The organism is Amycolatopsis sp. MtRt-6 (assembly GCF_017308975.1).
Taxonomy (GTDB): domain Bacteria; phylum Actinomycetota; class Actinomycetes; order Mycobacteriales; family Pseudonocardiaceae; genus Amycolatopsis.
On the sequence record NZ_JADWPD010000011.1, the window covers coordinates 120,227 to 134,832 of the forward strand.

Consider the following 14,606-nt stretch of genomic DNA (forward strand, 5'->3'; position numbering starts at 1 on the left):
CCCTGCTCGTCGGTGAGCCCGCGCGGGTTGGGGAGTTCTCCGTGTTGGCGGTCGGCACGCCGACGTGAACCGGCTGGCGTTTGGCTGCGATGCAGCGCTATGGTGATCGCATGAACACGCATCTCGCGCAGGGATGCTACGAACATGTGTTCGAGTCCCCTTGAGCACGCAGACATGGGAGATTTCCCGTGCTCCGCTCGGGTCTTATGAAGCGATCGGCGACCGTTCGCGTCGTTCGCGAACCGGGCCATCGTCACTCGAGCAGCAGGTCGGTGGCGAACTTCAGGTTGGGGTTATAGATCAACTCGGTCCTCCGACTGGTACCAAAGCCCATCGGAAAGAGCGCGGTCGGGCAGACGAAACGTTACGTGTTGTGCCCGATGGACCGGGCATCTACCGCGACCCGTCGGAGGCCGAGACGTACCGGCGGCTGTCACCTTGGGAACACGTGCGCTGGAAGGCTGGTCTCCGCATGTCTCCAGTAGAGCCGATTGCCGGAGTTAGGAGCGCCGGTGTGCCGCACTCGGCACACCATCGCTACTTCGGAGGAGTCATGAGAATACAGACGTGCTTCGATGCTGAGGGAGCATCATTTTCGTGGTTTGGTGCGCCGCTTAGCCACTGTTCCGGTCGGACGCTTCCGACTGGTTTCGGTGCTGCCGTGCTGGCGAGATGAGTGGTATGCCTCGACCACTGTCTTGGAGATGCGCCCCTGATCGGCTACTTCGTACCCGTTTGCTCGAGCCCACGTGCGAATATCGTGAGTCGCCGTGTAATTCAAACTTGGCTCCGATTCCTGTTTCGTGCTGTCGGTCGGCTGGCCGACGGCGACCTTGATCCGGCGGCCTCCGGTTCGGCGTGCCGCCGCCACATACGGGGCCAGTGCTTCGCGTAATTCGTTGGCGTTCGTTGTGGACAGGTCGATCTCGTAGGCGACGCCGTCGAGTCCGAACGGGACGGTCTGCTCGGCCCGGCTGCCGTCCGTGTCGTCGAGTATCTCGATCGTGACCCTCTTGGTCATCTGCTCATCCTTTCGTTCTGGTGCCGTTTCGGATACCGGTGCGTCGAACAGTAGCGTCGCGGAATCGCGGGGTGTTGCGGGGTTTGCTCATGTACGAGGCTCTTTGAGTTTCTTTCGAGAGCCTATTGACTGCCGGTCGTGTTTCGGTGTGGATAGGTGTATGCCGGGGCGAACACTTCCCTGACCGACTCGATTTCTGACAACAAGAATGGAGTGCGTGATGGAGAACGAATGCGACCACGGAAACGGAGACGGCTGTGCCGTCGCCATGGCCATTCGTGAGCTGGCCGCGGCGGTGCAGGCGACCGTGCCGGAGCCGCCGGCGGATCCGGATGCGTTGCTGACCGCGGAGCAGGTGGGGGAGTTGCTGCAGCTGTCGCCGAGGACGTTGAAGGACCAGGCAGCCGCCGGGGTGTTGCCGCATCACCGGTTCGGGAAGCACTACCGGTTCACCCACGCCGATGTCGCCGAGATCGTGCGCCTCAGCGCTACCCCCGTGAAGGCGCCGCGGCGGCGGGTGTCCGTTCAGGACGTTGCCCAGGACTTCCGCGCCGCGTGAGGCGGGCGGAGCAACAGAGAAGAAGAGGAGCTGAAGGATGGCCCACGGCCAGGAAGAGCCCGGCACCGGTGAGTGGCGTGCCCGGTACAAACGTCCCGACGGGACATGGGGGAGCAGGTCAGGATTCCCCACCAAGAAAGCCGCCGAGGAGTGGGGGCTGGAGCAGGAGGCCCTGATCCGGCGGAACCTCTGGCTGGACCCCCGCGACGGCGAGACCCGGTTCGACGACTTCGCCGAGGAATGGCTGGCGGCTGTCGCGCCGCGGCTGGAGTTGAACACTGTCGCGAAGTACCGGTCGTTCCTCGACACCCAGCTGCTCCCGCAGTGGAAGGCGTGGCCGCTGATCGCCATCTTCAACGGCTACGTCGAGATCGAACGGTGGCTGTCGGAGCTGCACGAGGACTATGCCGAGTCGTCGGTGGCCTCGTACTTCGCGCTGTTCTCCACCATCCTCAACGCCGCCGTGCGGGCGCGGATGATCCCGGCCAACCCGTGCAGCGGGGTCCGGGTGTCCAGCGGCGAGTTCGACACCGAGCGATTGGTCGCCACGCCAGCCCAGGCGCTGCGGGCCGCAATGCGGCTCTACGAGCTCGGGCTGGGCAAGTCAGGGTTCGTGTTGTGCTTGATGGATTTCTATACCGGCGCCCGATGGGGTGAACTTGTCGGGCAGCAGCGGCACGAGTACGACTCCGAGCGTCGTGGCATCGAGATTCGGACACCGTTGAAGGAGGTGGCGGGGAAGGTCTACAAAGGAGGCCGGAAGAGTGATGATCATCACGCGGATGGTCGTCAGCGGCCGCCGACGCGGCGCGGGAACTCCCGGCCCAAGAAGGGCCGGACCAAGACCCCTGCGGGTACGAGGTTCGTGGCGTTGCCGCCGGGGATTGCGGTGCTGTACGAGGAGTTGATGGACAGCCATCGGGAGCCCTTCGTGCTGTGCACGCCGGAGGGGTATCCGTGGCGGCGGTCGAACTTCCGGATCCGGTTCTGGCGGCCGGCGTGGGACGGTGTCGAGCTCGACGATGCCGGGGCGGGGGAGCGGCGGCCGCCGATCCTGCCGACGTTCACCTTCCACGAGGGCCGCCACACCCACAGCACGTGGCTGACTGAGGAGGGGATCCCGGAGGTCGCGCGGCGGGCGCGGCTGGGGCAGAAGATGAAGGGCATCGCGCGGGTCTACGACCACGTGACCCCGGCGATGGTGAACCAAATCCTGGACGCCCTGGAGGAACGCTGGCTGCGATCCGTGGCATCGCTGTACCCGGGGGAACGGGCCAAGCTGGTGTCGTGGTTCCCGCACCTGCGGTCCCAGCGGGCGATCGGGCCGGGTCCGGGGGCCGTCGCCGGATCGTCGCCGACTGACAGCTGAAAGCCCCGCCCCTCCGGGGAGGGACAGGGCTTCTGACCTGCGTAAACATGTGGTGCGCGATACTGGGATTGAACCAGTGACCTCTTCCGTGTCAGGGAAGCGCTCTCCCGCTGAGCTAATCGCGCGAGGTGGAGACGGGATTCGAACCCGTGTACACGGCTTTGCAGGCCGTTGCCTCGCCTCTCGGCCACTCCACCGTGCCAGGCTCGAGAGCCTACCGAGCGGATGACGGGATTCGAACCCGCGACCCTCACCTTGGCAAGGTGATGCGCTACCAGCTGCGCTACATCCGCACTCCGCCGCTCCGGGAACCCGTGTCCCCGTCGCCGTGGTGTGGGAAAACCATATCGGACCCCGAAAACGGGGCCGACACCGGGGTGTCACTTCGCCGTTGCGAGCCTGTCATCAGGCCAGATCGTGGGGGATGAGGTGGGTGAGCGCGTCGTCGACGTCGACCCACAGGTGCTCGTTGCCCGGGAGGACCACGTCATACGTCCGGTCGAGGAAGTCGGCCAGCTCCTGGGCCGATGCCTCGAACATGGCGTGCCCGGACGGCGAGTTCAGCTCGATCAGGACCGCTTCGGGGTCCTCGACGGAGGGGCGGATGCGGACGTCCCCGTCACCCGCGTCGGCCAGGAGGCCGTCCGCGAGGAGGTCGCGCGCGTACACCCACTCGACCCAGCCGGCGCGGCCGGTGCGGAAGGCGGCGACGACCGCGTACGGGTCGCGTGTGTCGTAGCGCAGCTCCACCTTCACCGGAACCGCGGGAGTCCGCGGTGCCAGCAGGTCGAAGACCGCCGTCGAGCGGAGCGTCACGTGATCGTTGCGCATCGTCCTACCCTTCGTCTCCCTTCCCGGCCCGGCCCGGCCGAGGGCGTCACCACTTGGACGCATCAGGAGGCCGAATCCGTCGCGGGTGCGCCGCAGATCACCCGTCCGGGCTCTTCGGCCCCCGTCTCCACCCGTGACCACCCGCGACGCGCAACTGACCGGCGCGCCCCGCGGAGCCCACGCCTCCATACTGCGCGGTTTAGTCGCCGGGCGATAGCACCGTCGCACGGATGTCGAACGTGGTGTCGGGCGGCCCCCTGCCGGCACAACCCCGGCTAGCTCGGGGTTGTGCGTTCCGTACTCACCGGTAAGCGGAGTGTGGTTGTCCAGGACCACCCGTTTGCAGGCGCCTGAAAGTCGTACGCTAAAGTTCACCACAACACCGCGAGCGGGCGATTAGCTCAGCGGGAGAGCGCTTCGTTCACACCGAAGAGGTCACTGGTTCGATCCCAGTATCGCCCACCCGATCGCCAAGAGAGCCCTGTCTGCGGAAAGCGCAGACAGGGCTCTCTTGGCGTGTCCTGTGGGGGCCGAGCCCCCACGCCCCGTCCGGGGGCAAGCCCCCGGACCCCCCAGGTTGGGTCGCCTTTTTGAGGCAAAGCTCGGCAAGTGCGTGGTCGCGTCGCAAAAACGGAGTGAACGATCCGTTCGGGTCATGCGTATCAGCTTGCGAGAGTGGTTCGCGCCCCCCGCCGCCCGGGCCCGCTGGAACCGCCTTCGAACGCTGTCGCTGCGGCCGCTTTTTGTCGAACGCCGTCCCTTCGGGAGGTCCGATGTGATTCTCGGCACGTCGTGCCCCTTCGATGCGGTTCGACGTGTGACAAAAGCCGGTGTGCGTGACGTGGTGACGGCGAATGTCACCGTCGGTGGCGACCGGGTCCGCGAGCCGGCGTCCGCAGCTCCGGCTGGTCCACTGTGGACCTTCTTGATCGGGAGTGTCCACAGTAGATTCCACGGGGGTCGGCTGGGCCGTTTGGCGGTGCTTGGTCCACCCGGGTGCGGGCATCGCCCTGTTCGTTACTCAACGTAATTTTCACGGGGATACGCCCTATTACGCATCGTCATCATCTTGTTATGTTCCGGCCATTTTCTGGCCGGGAAGTCCCGCAGGATGTGGCTGGAAATCCTTGTAACACTGCCGAGACAGCCGCCGATAACTTGCCGTGTGATGCCTCCGCGGGCGCCGCGCGACTACCGAGATGTAGTGACTCTCCGAAATCGTTTTCGGTGACGCTGCGTGCCTGCGGCTCAACTCGATCCAGTTCCCGGGAGGTCAGATGGAAGAGTCGGTGCGGCCTTCGTACACGGTGAGCCAGCCACCGCCGCACATCGACCTCCAGGCCATCCCGCGTCCCGCCAAGCGGGACGACCGACCCGGCGACGCCGGGGACCCGGCCGCCAAGGCGTGGCCCGCGGCCTGGGAAGCGCGGTACAGAGCCTGGGTCATCGGCAGCGACGTCTTCATCACGCTGCTGGTGATCGCGATCAGCGCGTTCGTCATCGATCGCGTTGCCCCCCATGACATGCACGCCTTCGGCACGATCCTCGCGGTGTTCGTCTCGCTGCCCGCCAGCCGGGCCTGGAGCCCGCGCGTGCTCGGCGAAGGCGCGGAGGAGTACCGCACCCTCGGCCGCGGCTTCATCACCGCCGCCGTCCTGGTCGCCCTCGGCGGCCTGCTGTTCGGCGCGCTCGAGGTCCAGGTCTGGGTGTTCGTCGTCGTCCCGGCCATCGCGCTGGTCGCCTTCCCGCAGCGCTACCTGCTGCGCCAGGTCCTGCACCGCAAGCGCGCCAGGGGACTCTGCCTGCTGCCGGTGATGGCGGCCGGCAGCCCGGAAACCGTCGCCGACCTGATCGCCCGCACCCGCTCGGAAGCCCACGTCGGCTGGCGCGTCGAAGCCGCCTGCACGTTCAACGGCCACGGCGCCGACCGCGACAGCGGCGAGATCGACGGCGTCCCGGTGGTCGGGCGGCTGGACGAGCTTTCCCGGCACGTGCGGCGCGGCGGCTACCGCGTCGTGGCGATCACCGCCGACCAGTACTGGACGCCGAAACGGCTGCAGCGGCTGGCCTGGGACATGGAAGGCACCGGCGCGGAGATGGTCGTGGCGCCCGTGCTGATGGAGGTCGCCGGGCCCCGGCTGAACGTCACCGGCGTGCTCGGCATGCCGCTGCTGCGGGTCACCGCGCCCATGTTCACCGGCGGCCGCCGGGTGGTGAAGGAGATCGTCGACCGCTTCGGCTCGGCGCTGCTGCTCACCCTGCTCTCCCCGGTGCTGGTGGCGATCGCCGTCGCGATCAAGCTGAACGACCGCGGCCCGGTCATCTACCGCCAGCGCCGCGTCGGCCGCGACGGCGCGACGTTCACCATGCTCAAGTTCCGGACGATGGTCACCAACGCCGACGAAATCCGGAAGACCCTGGAGCAGGACAACGAAGGCGCGGGCCCGCTCTTCAAGATGAAGCACGACCCGCGTATCACCCGCGTGGGTGGTTTCCTGCGCCGGTATTCGCTCGACGAGGTGCCGCAGCTGTTCAACGTCCTGGCCGGGAAGATGTCGCTCGTCGGGCCGCGGCCGCCGCTGCCGGAGGAAACCGCGCAGTACGCGCCCGACGCCCGCCGCCGGCTGCTCGTCAAGCCGGGCCTCACCGGCCTCTGGCAGGTCAGCGGCCGCAGCGACCTCACGTGGGCGGAGAGCATCCGGCTCGACCTGCGCTACGTCGAGGACTGGTCGCTCGCCCTGGACCTGGTGATCCTCTGGAAGACGTTCCGCGCGGTGATGGGCGGGCAGGGCGCCTACTGACCCGTCTCCGCCGCGCCGCGCGCCACGGCCGCCGATTCCCGCCGCGGGGAGCCGGCGGCCGTGCTCGTTTCCGGGTCGCGCCCGCTGCAGCGCGCTACCGGCCACGGCCGCGGGGGTCGTCGGACGGCCCGCGCACCGCTGAGTGCCCCAGAGGTCTGCACCTGTCCGGGTGATCCGGAATGCGCCTGCTCGCCCGGATTACCGGCAGGCCTGTGGGCCACATCACCGCCGATGGGTAGTTGAGCGCGAAATAGTTCAACGCTCAACCTGGTTGCACGGGATACCGACCCAACGGAAGGAAGCACAGCCCCATGACCACCTTTGCCGAGCAGACCGAGGCCCTCGAGCTCCCCGCGGACGTCCAGAACCTGCTGTTCCGCGAGGCGCGCACGGCCAACAGTTTCAGCTCCGAGCCGGTGACCGAGGAGCAGGTCCGCGCGATCTACGACCTCGTCAAGTGGGCCCCGACGTCGATGAACACCCAGCCGCTGCGCGCGCTGGTGCTCCGGACCGCCGAGGCGAAGGCCCGCCTGCTCCCGCACCTGTCCCCGGGCAACCGGGACAAGACCGAAGCCGCTCCGCTGACCGTGGTGCTCGCCGCGGACGTCGACTTCCACGAAAACATCCCCCAGGTGTTCCCGCACAACCCGGGGGTCAAGGACAACTTCGCCGACGAGCAGGGCCGAGTCGAGTTCGCCAAGCTCAACTCGCTGCTGCAGGTCGGCTACTTCATCATCGGCGTCCGCGCCGCCGGCCTGGCCGCCGGCCCGATGACCGGCTTCGACGCCCAAGGTGTCGACGACGAGTTCTTCGCGGACAAGAAGTGGCGCTCGCTGGTCGTCGTCAACGTCGGCAAGCCGGGCGAGAACCCGTGGTTCGACCGCCTGCCGCGGCTGGATTTCGACCAGGTCGTCGAGACCCTCTGACCACGATCGGACGGGCCGCCTCCGGAGCCGGGGGCGGCCCGTCCGGCGTTCGCCCAACGCGCGTGAGGCGCGCGAGCGCAGCCGACTAGCATCGACGACGTCATCTTTGTCACTCCAGCTTGAGGAGCCGATCGTGTCGCAGTCGCCCCCCGTTTCCCCCGTGGCCGCCTCCCGCGTGGTGGTACCGGCGGGCACTACGGCGGGCGCGGCGGTCCGCGAGGCCGGTCTGCCGACGAAGGGCGAGGACACGATCGTCGTGGTCCGCGACGCCGACGGGAAGCTCCGCGATCTCGCCTGGGCACCGGAAGCCGACGCCGAGGTGGAGCCGGTCGCCGCGAACACCGACGACGGCCGCAGTGTCATCCGCCATTCGGCGGCGCACGTGCTCGCCCAGGCCGTCCAGCAGCAGTTCCCGGATGCCAAGCTGGGCATCGGCCCGCCGGTCAAGGACGGCTTCTACTACGACTTCGCGGTCGACAAGCCGTTCACCCCGGAGGACCTGCAGGCGCTCGAAAGGCGCATGAAGCAGATCGTCAAGGGCGCCCAGCAGTTCTCGCGGCGCGTTTTCGACTCCGTCGACGAGGCGAAGAAGGAGCTCGCGGACGAGCCGTTCAAGCTCGAGCTCGTCGACCTCAAGTCCGAAGTGGACACCTCCGAGGTGATGGAGGTGGGCGAGGGCGAGCTCACCATCTACGACAATCTCGACCCGCGCACCAAGGAACGTGTCTGGAGTGACCTCTGCCGCGGCCCGCACGTGCCGACGACGAAGTTCATCCCGGCGTTCAAGCTGACCCGCGTCGCCGCCGCGTACTGGCGGGGGAGCGAGAAGAACCCGCAGCTGCAGCGGATCTACGGCACGGCGTGGGAGTCGGCCGAGGCGCAGGACGCCCATCTCGAGCGCATCGCCGAGGCCGAGCGCCGCGACCACCGCAAGCTCGGCGCCGAGCTGGACCTGTTCTCCTTCCCCGAGGAGATCGGCTCCGGCCTGCCGGTGTTCCACCCGAAGGGCGGCATCATCCGCCGCGAGCTGGAGAACTACTCGCGCCGCCGCCACGAGGAGGCCGGCTACGAGTTCGTGAACACGCCGCACATCAGCAAGGGCGAGCTGTTCCACACCTCCGGCCACCTGCCCTACTACGCGGACACGATGTTCCCGCCGGTGCAGTTCGACGAGGAGAGCTACTACCTCAAGGCCATGAACTGCCCGATGCACAACCTGATCTTCCGCTCGCGCGGGCGGTCCTACCGCGAGCTGCCGCTGCGGCTGTTCGAGTTCGGCACCGTCTACCGCTACGAGAAGTCCGGCGTGGTGCACGGCCTCACCCGCGTGCGCGGCCTGACGATGGACGACTCGCACATCTACTGCACCAAGGAGCAGATGCCGGGCGAGCTCAAGTCGCTGCTCAAGTTCGTCCTCGACCTGCTCGCCGACTACGGCCTTTCCGACTTCTACCTCGAGCTGTCCACCCGCGGTGACTCCGACAAGTTCATCGGCGAGGACTGGGAGTGGGAGGAGGCCACCGAGACGCTGCGGCAGGCCGCGATCGACTCCGGCCTCGAGCTGGTCCCGGACCCGGGCGGCGCGGCGTTCTACGGCCCGAAGATCTCGGTGCAGGCCAAGGACGCCATCGGCCGCACCTGGCAGATGTCGACCATCCAGCTGGACTTCAACCAGAACAAGCGGTTCGAGCTCGAGTACACCGCGCCGGACGGCTCGCGCCAGCGGCCGGTGATGATCCACCGCGCGCTGTTCGGCTCGATCGAGCGCTTCTTCGGCGTGCTGACCGAGCACTACGCGGGCGCGTTCCCGGCGTGGCTCTCGCCGGTGCAGGTGGTCGGCATCCCGATCACCGCCGACCAGGTCGAGTACCTGCAGGACGTCGAGAAGGCGTTGCGCGCCAAGGGCATCCGCGCCGAGGTCGACGCGAGCGACGACCGGATGCAGAAGAAGATCCGCACGCACACCACGCAGAAGGTGCCGTTCATGCTGCTGGCCGGCGCCAAGGACGTCGAGGCGGGCGCGGTGTCGTTCCGCTTCCGCGACGGCGGCCAGATCAACGGCGTCCCGGTGGCGAAGGCGGTCGAGGCGATCGCGTCGTGGGTCGAGCGCCGCGAAAACGCGTCGCCGTCGGCCGAGGCGCTGGAGACGGTCGTTCGGTGAGCGATGGTCCCGAGCTCGTCGAACAGCAGGGCGTCGGGGTCCAGGACGCGTTCCAGCGCCTCTGGACCCCGCACCGGATGGCCTACATCAAGGGCCAGGACAAGCCGGACGGCGACGACGAACCCGGCTGCCCGTTCTGCCGCATCCCTTCGCTGGACGACAAAACCGGCCTGGTCGTCGCCCGCGGCGGCGTCGTCTTCGCGGTGCTGAACCTGTACCCGTACAACCCGGGGCACCTGATGGTGGTGCCGTACCGGCACGTCGCGGACTACACCGACCTGACGGTCGAGGAGACGCGCGAGGTCGCCGAGTTCACGCAGCACGCGATGAAGGTGATCCGCGCGGTCTCCGGCGCGCACGGGTTCAACATCGGCCTGAACCAGGGCCACATCGCGGGCGCGGGCATCGCGGCGCACCTGCACCAGCACCTGGTGCCGCGGTGGGGCGGGGACGCCAACTTCATGCCGATCATCGGCCAGACGAAGGTGCTGCCACAGCTGCTGGGGGAGACGAGGGACCTGCTCGCCGACGCCTGGTGAAATCGTCTGGACCACGGGTGGCGGACGGGCGAAAACTCCTGATTGAGTGTTCAACCGAGAGTATGATGGGGTTATGTCCGGAACCCGATGGCTCAGCGATGACGAACAGCGCGTCTGGCGTGAGTTCAACGCGGCCACCCGCATGCTCAGCGCGCACCTCGAAGGGCAGCTGCAGCACGATTCGGGCATGCCGCACACCTACTACGAGGTCCTCGTCGCCCTCTCGGAAGCGCCCGGCCGCCGGCTGCGGATGAGCGAGCTCGCCGACGCGCGCCAGGCGTCGCGCAGCCGCCTTTCGCACGCCGTCGCGCGGCTGGAGGCGAACGGGTGGGTGCGGCGCGAGGCGTGTCCCACCGACAAGCGTGGCGCCTGGGCGGTGCTGACCGACGCCGGCTTCGCCGCGCTCGAGGCGGCCGCGCCCGGCCACGTCGAGGCCGTCCGCGAAAGCCTGTTCGACCCGCTGACGCCGGAGCAGGTGACGGCGCTCGGCGAGATCAGCGCGGCCATCCGCCGTCAGCTGTCGCCGAAGTGCGCCGCCGCCGCGGCCGCCGAGGAGGCGCGGGAGCACGAGGGCCAGCTCACGAAATCCGGCTGACCCGGGGCGGCGCGTCGGGGCCGTGCACAAGGGTCGATAGGCTGCATTCGCCCACCCGACCCTCGTAGCCAGGTGCCTCGACGAACCGATGCTCAATATCTTCGCGCGTGCCTCCGTCTCCCGCGTCACCGATCCGATCGGCCAGGCGCTGGTCCGCGCCGGGCTGACCCCGAACGTGATGACCGTGCTCGGCACCGCCGGCGCGGTGGTCTCCGCACTCGTCTTCTTCCCGAACGACCACCTCCTGTGGGGCACCTTCACGGTGTGGGGCTTCGCCATGCTCGACATCCTCGACGGCGCCATGGCCCGGGCCCGCGGCTACGGCACCCCGTTCGGCGCGGTGCTCGACGCGACCTGCGACCGCCTGGTCGACGGCGCCCTGTTCGCCGCCATCGCCTGGTGGTGCTTCGTCGTCGACGACAACCACCCGGCCGCCGCCGCGGCCCTCCTGTGCCTGGTGCTCGCCCAGGTCATCTCCTATGTGAAGGCCCGGGCCGACGCCTCGGGCCTGCCGGTCGACGGCGGGCTCGTCGAGCGCGCCGAGCGGCTGATCATCGCGCTGGTCGGCACCGGCCTGCACGGCTTCGGCATCCCGTACACCGTGGACGTGACGCTCTGGCTGCTCGCCGCCGGGTCGGTCGTCACACTGCTGCAGCGCTTCGCCGCCGTGGCGAAGGCGGCCCGCGAGGCCGCCGCCGGGGAGCAACGGGCATGAGTGCGCTGTCAGAGCGGTTGAGCGCCTTCGGCTACGCGGCCGGGTGGAAGCTCGCCGGCTGGCTGCCCGCCGGGTTCGGCGGCACGGTCTTCTCGCTCGGCGCGGACCTCGCCGTCCGCCGCGACGGCGGGGGCGTGCGGCAGCTGCGCGCGAACCTCGCCCGCGTGGTGCCGCAGGCCGACCCGGTCGAGCTCGACGAGCTGACGCGGCGCGCGATGCGCTCGTACGCCCGGTACTGGCACGAGACGTTCCGGTTGCCGTCGATGGACCACAAGGAGGTCAGCACCAAGGTCGCGGCGTCGATCACCGGCGTGGAGAACCTCGACGCGGCGCTGGCCGAGGGCAACGGCGCGGTGATGGCCCTGCCGCACAGCGGGAACTGGGACATCGCCGGCGTCTGGCTGGCCGACTACCTCGGCGGCTTCACGACCGTCGCCGAGCGCCTCAAGCCCGAGTCGCTCTACCGCCGGTTCGTCGAGTACCGGGAGTCGCTCGGCTTCGAGATCGTGCCGCTGACCGGCGACAGCTCGGCGATGCGCGTGCTGCTGAAACGGCTGCGCGAGAACAAGGCCGTCTGCCTGGTCGGCGACCGCGACCTCACCACCAGCGGCATCCCGGTGAAGTTCTTCGGCGAGCAGGCCCGGCTGCCCGGCGGCCCGGCGCGGCTGGCCGCGACGACCGGCGCGGCGCTGATCCCGGCCGGCTGCTGGTTCACCGAGGACGGCTGGCAGATCCGGCTGCACCCGCGCATCCGCGTCACCGCGCGCGCCGAGGTCCCGGCCGCGACCCAGGCCCTGGCGGACATCTTCGCCGGCGACATCGCCGCGCACCCGGCCGACTGGCACATGCTCCAGAAGTTCTGGCCTTCCGACCTCGAGGCCGCCGAGCAGGCAAGCCTCGAAGAAGCGAGCTGAACGGTGGCCACGCGGCCGATGCGGGTCGGGATCGTGTGCCCCTACTCCTTCGACGTGCCCGGCGGGGTCCAGGGGCACGTCATCGACCTGACGAAGGCGCTGCTCGCGCGCGGGCACCAGGTCTCCGTGCTGGCGCCCGCGGACGAGGACGCCGAGCTGCCGGAGTTCGTCCACCCGGCGGGCAAGGCACTCGGCATCCCGTACAACGGCTCGGTCGCGCGGCTGCAGTTCGGCCCGGTGTCCTACGCCCGGGTGCGGCGCTGGATCCGCGAAGGCGACTTCGACGTCCTGCACCTGCACGAACCGGCGGCGCCGAGTCTCTCGCTGCTGGCGCTGCTCATCGCGGACGGCCCGATCGTGGCGACGTTCCACACCGCGACGACCCGCTCGCGCACGCTCTCGGCGTTCCAGCCGGTGCTGCGGCCGCTGCTGGAGAAGATCACGGCACGGATCGCGGTGTCCGCGCTGGCCCGCCGCGTCCAGGTCGAGCACGCGGGCGGCGACGCCGTGGAGATCCCCAACGGCGTCGACGTCGAGTTCTTCTCCTCGGCACCGCCACTGGCCGGGTACCCGCGGGCCGGCGGCACGGTCGGGTTCGTGGGCCGGTTCGGCGAGCCGCGCAAGGGCATGGGCGTGCTGCTGGAGGCGCTGCGGCGGATCCTCCCGGAGTTCGAGGACCTGCGGCTGGTCGTGGTCGGCCGGGGCGACTCCGAGCAGCTGCGCCGCGACGCCGGGCCCGAGCTGGCCCCCCACCTGGAGCTGCTGGGCCAGGTCGACGACGCCACGAAGGCCCAGGCGCTGCGCAGCGTCGACGTCTACTGCGCGCCCAACACCGGCGGCGAGAGCTTCGGGATGATCCTCACCGAGGCGATGGCGGCCGGCACCCCGGTGCTGGCCAGCGGGCTCGACTCGTTCCGGCGGGTGCTCGACGACGGCCACGCCGGGATGCTCGTCGAGACCGGCGACCCGGCCGCGCTCGCGGACGGGCTGCGTGAGCTGCTCGGTGACCCGGCGCGCCGGGCGTCGCTGGCCGCGGCGGCGGGGGAGCGCGTCACGATGTACGACTGGTCGGTCGTGGCCACGCAGGTGCTGCGCGTCTACGAGACGGCCGTTGCCGCCGACCCGCGGCGCGTCGCGGCGCCGGAGGGGGAGCTCGCCCGGTGAACGTGCTCGGCTGGCTGCTCCCGCTGCTCGCGCTCGTCGTGGTGCTCGGCGGGCTGTTCCTGGTGGCGACCGCGAACCGGCTCGACCGGCTGCACGTCCGCACGGACGCCGGCTGGGCCGCGCTGGACGCGGCGCTGGCCCGCCGGGCGGTCGTCGCGCGCGCGGTCGCTTCGGTGCTGGGTTCTCCGGGCCTGCGGACGTCGGCCGAACGCGCCGAGGCGGCGCCCCGGGCCGAGCGCGAAGCCGCGGAGAACGAGCTGACGCTGCACCTGGGCCGCGTCGACCGGGACCGCCTGCCGGCCGAGCTGGCCGAGGAGCTGACCGACGCCGAGCACCGGGTGGTGATCGCCCGCCGCGTCCACAACGACGCCGTCCGCGACACCCTGCGGCTGCGGCGGCGGCGCAAGGTGCGGTACTTCCGCCTGGCGGGGACCGCGCCGTTGCCGGAGTACTTCGAATTCGCGGAGCCGGAGGTCTGACATGTGGTGGGTGGTCGTCGAAGAACAGCGTGGCGGCGGGGACGCGCGCGCCTGGAACGTCACGAAGACGAAGCCGGCGGGCGGCGATCGCGAGCACGCCGACGCGGTGGCGCGGAGCCTGGCGTTCTCGCATGAGCCGATACACCCGTCGAAGGTGACCGAGCGGAAGGTGCTGCAGGTCGCCGACGGGTATCTGGTGATCGCGTCCGGCCCTACGGCTAAGTTTCACTTCCGTGTGACACTTGGCCATAGGGTGGCGGCACCGTGACCTGGTGGGTGGTCGTCGAGGAGCAGCGCGGGTCGGAGCGGAACTGGGCGCTGTCGGAGCGGGTGCGGTTCGCCGACCGGGAGACCGCCGAGGCCGAGGCGCTGCGGCTCGCGCGTGAGCACGAACCGGCCCACCCGTGGTCGGTGAAGACGCGGACGGTGCTGCGCGGCCCGGGCGGCTACCTGGTGATCGCCGAGGGCCGGACGGCGACGTTCCACTTCCGGGTGAGCGTGCTCGAAGAGGTCTGAAGCTGCCAAACTGAGC

General features: G+C 69.5%; 15 protein-coding genes and 4 tRNA genes. 14 read left to right on the forward strand and 5 right to left on the reverse strand.

The features are described 5' to 3' along the window. Positions 1 to 589 precede the first annotated feature (589 nt). Positions 590 to 1,021 carry an Lsr2 family protein gene (locus tag I4Q55_RS20310; protein ID WP_206789733.1) on the reverse strand — a complete coding sequence of 144 codons (432 nt, stop codon included), beginning with the start codon at positions 1,019 to 1,021 and terminating at the stop codon, positions 590 to 592. Positions 1,022 to 1,241: 220 nt separating this feature from the next. Here I4Q55_RS20310 and I4Q55_RS20315 point away from each other — a divergent pair, with 220 nt between their 5' ends. Together I4Q55_RS20315 and I4Q55_RS20320 are read left to right on the forward strand one after the other, a co-directional pair. Further along, positions 1,242 to 1,580: a helix-turn-helix domain-containing protein gene (locus tag I4Q55_RS20315; RefSeq protein WP_206789734.1), complete on the forward strand. Its 339-nt coding sequence runs from the start codon at positions 1,242 to 1,244 to the stop codon at positions 1,578 to 1,580. Between the two features lie 157 nt (positions 1,581 to 1,737). After that, positions 1,738 to 2,949 carry an integrase gene (locus I4Q55_RS20320; protein ID WP_206789929.1) on the forward strand — a complete coding sequence of 404 codons (1,212 nt, stop codon included), beginning with the start codon at positions 1,738 to 1,740 and terminating at the stop codon, positions 2,947 to 2,949. Between the two features lie 50 nt (positions 2,950 to 2,999). Here the strand turns inward: I4Q55_RS20320 and I4Q55_RS20325 are convergent. The 4 genes from I4Q55_RS20325 to I4Q55_RS20340 form a co-directional block, all read right to left on the reverse strand. Next, positions 3,000 to 3,074, reverse strand: a tRNA-Val gene (locus I4Q55_RS20325). Between the two features lies 1 nt (position 3,075). Continuing rightward, positions 3,076 to 3,146 (reverse strand) — tRNA-Cys (locus tag I4Q55_RS20330). Between the two features lie 23 nt (positions 3,147 to 3,169). Further along, a tRNA-Gly gene (locus I4Q55_RS20335) sits at positions 3,170 to 3,242 on the reverse strand. A gap of 112 nt (positions 3,243 to 3,354) precedes the next feature. Continuing rightward, positions 3,355 to 3,780: an SsgA family sporulation/cell division regulator gene (locus tag I4Q55_RS20340; protein WP_013227152.1), complete on the reverse strand. Its 426-nt coding sequence runs from the start codon at positions 3,778 to 3,780 to the stop codon at positions 3,355 to 3,357. A 390-nt stretch (positions 3,781 to 4,170) separates the two neighbouring features. Between I4Q55_RS20340 and I4Q55_RS20345 the strand changes: the two genes are divergently transcribed. The 12 genes from I4Q55_RS20345 to I4Q55_RS20400 all read left to right on the forward strand — a co-directional run bounded on the left by I4Q55_RS20345 (position 4,171) and on the right by I4Q55_RS20400 (position 14,590). After that, positions 4,171 to 4,242: transfer RNA gene (locus I4Q55_RS20345), tRNA-Val, on the forward strand. Between the two features lie 815 nt (positions 4,243 to 5,057). Then, on the forward strand, positions 5,058 to 6,581 hold the full coding sequence (locus I4Q55_RS20350) for a sugar transferase (protein WP_206789735.1): 1,524 nt from the start codon (positions 5,058 to 5,060) through the stop codon (positions 6,579 to 6,581). Positions 6,582 to 6,892: 311 nt separating this feature from the next. After that, positions 6,893 to 7,507 (forward strand): malonic semialdehyde reductase, encoded by a 615-nt coding sequence (locus I4Q55_RS20355; protein ID WP_206789736.1) that lies wholly within the window; start codon positions 6,893 to 6,895, stop codon positions 7,505 to 7,507. 133 nt (positions 7,508 to 7,640) lie between these two features. Next, positions 7,641 to 9,668 carry a threonine--tRNA ligase gene (thrS, locus tag I4Q55_RS20360; RefSeq protein WP_206789737.1) on the forward strand — a complete coding sequence of 676 codons (2,028 nt, stop codon included), beginning with the start codon at positions 7,641 to 7,643 and terminating at the stop codon, positions 9,666 to 9,668. Further along, on the forward strand, positions 9,665 to 10,207 hold the full coding sequence (locus I4Q55_RS20365; RefSeq protein WP_206789739.1) for an HIT domain-containing protein: 543 nt from the start codon (positions 9,665 to 9,667) through the stop codon (positions 10,205 to 10,207). Before thrS ends, I4Q55_RS20365 begins: the two co-directional genes overlap by 4 nt. A gap of 73 nt (positions 10,208 to 10,280) precedes the next feature. After that, positions 10,281 to 10,802, forward strand: a complete 522-nt coding sequence (locus I4Q55_RS20370; protein ID WP_206789741.1) for a MarR family winged helix-turn-helix transcriptional regulator — start codon at positions 10,281 to 10,283, stop codon at positions 10,800 to 10,802. Positions 10,803 to 10,890: 88 nt separating this feature from the next. Then, a complete protein-coding gene (gene pgsA / locus I4Q55_RS20375; RefSeq protein ID WP_206789744.1) occupies positions 10,891 to 11,517 on the forward strand; it encodes a phosphatidylinositol phosphate synthase in 627 nt (208 codons plus the stop codon). After that, a complete protein-coding gene (locus I4Q55_RS20380; RefSeq protein ID WP_206789746.1) occupies positions 11,514 to 12,431 on the forward strand; it encodes a phosphatidylinositol mannoside acyltransferase in 918 nt (305 codons plus the stop codon). Before pgsA ends, I4Q55_RS20380 begins: the two co-directional genes overlap by 4 nt. A gap of 18 nt (positions 12,432 to 12,449) precedes the next feature. Beyond that, entirely contained in the window at positions 12,450 to 13,595 is a 1,146-nt protein-coding gene (locus I4Q55_RS20385; RefSeq protein WP_206789930.1) for a glycosyltransferase family 4 protein, read from the forward strand. Beyond that, positions 13,592 to 14,074 carry an NUDIX hydrolase gene (locus tag I4Q55_RS20390; protein WP_206789747.1) on the forward strand — a complete coding sequence of 161 codons (483 nt, stop codon included), beginning with the start codon at positions 13,592 to 13,594 and terminating at the stop codon, positions 14,072 to 14,074. The genes I4Q55_RS20385 and I4Q55_RS20390 overlap by 4 nt, the downstream gene beginning before the upstream one ends. A gap of 1 nt (position 14,075) precedes the next feature. After that, entirely contained in the window at positions 14,076 to 14,342 is a 267-nt protein-coding gene (locus tag I4Q55_RS20395) for a hypothetical protein (RefSeq protein ID WP_206789748.1), read from the forward strand. Beyond that, on the forward strand, positions 14,339 to 14,590 hold the full coding sequence (locus I4Q55_RS20400) for a hypothetical protein (RefSeq protein WP_206789749.1): 252 nt from the start codon (positions 14,339 to 14,341) through the stop codon (positions 14,588 to 14,590). Before I4Q55_RS20395 ends, I4Q55_RS20400 begins: the two co-directional genes overlap by 4 nt. Positions 14,591 to 14,606: the final 16 nt, after the last annotated feature.

Bases quoted from the DNA above. Each gene is read 5' to 3' on its own strand.
- I4Q55_RS20350 (WP_206789735.1), top strand. From the start codon at position 5,058: ATGGAAGAGTCGGTGCGGCCTTCGTACACGGTGAGCCAGCCACCGCCG.
- I4Q55_RS20370 (WP_206789741.1), top strand. From the start codon at position 10,281: ATGTCCGGAACCCGATGGCTCAGCGATGACGAACAGCGCGTCTGGCGT.
- I4Q55_RS20385 (WP_206789930.1), top strand. From the start codon at position 12,450: ATGCGGGTCGGGATCGTGTGCCCCTACTCCTTCGACGTGCCCGGCGGG.
- I4Q55_RS20380 (WP_206789746.1), top strand. From the start codon at position 11,514: ATGAGTGCGCTGTCAGAGCGGTTGAGCGCCTTCGGCTACGCGGCCGGG.
- I4Q55_RS20315 (WP_206789734.1), top strand. From the start codon at position 1,242: ATGGAGAACGAATGCGACCACGGAAACGGAGACGGCTGTGCCGTCGCC.
- I4Q55_RS20340 (WP_013227152.1), bottom strand. From the start codon at position 3,780: ATGCGCAACGATCACGTGACGCTCCGCTCGACGGCGGTCTTCGACCTG.
- I4Q55_RS20395 (WP_206789748.1), top strand. From the start codon at position 14,076: ATGTGGTGGGTGGTCGTCGAAGAACAGCGTGGCGGCGGGGACGCGCGC.
- I4Q55_RS20355 (WP_206789736.1), top strand. From the start codon at position 6,893: ATGACCACCTTTGCCGAGCAGACCGAGGCCCTCGAGCTCCCCGCGGAC.
- I4Q55_RS20310 (WP_206789733.1), bottom strand. From the start codon at position 1,021: ATGACCAAGAGGGTCACGATCGAGATACTCGACGACACGGACGGCAGC.
- pgsA (WP_206789744.1), top strand. From the start codon at position 10,891: ATGCTCAATATCTTCGCGCGTGCCTCCGTCTCCCGCGTCACCGATCCG.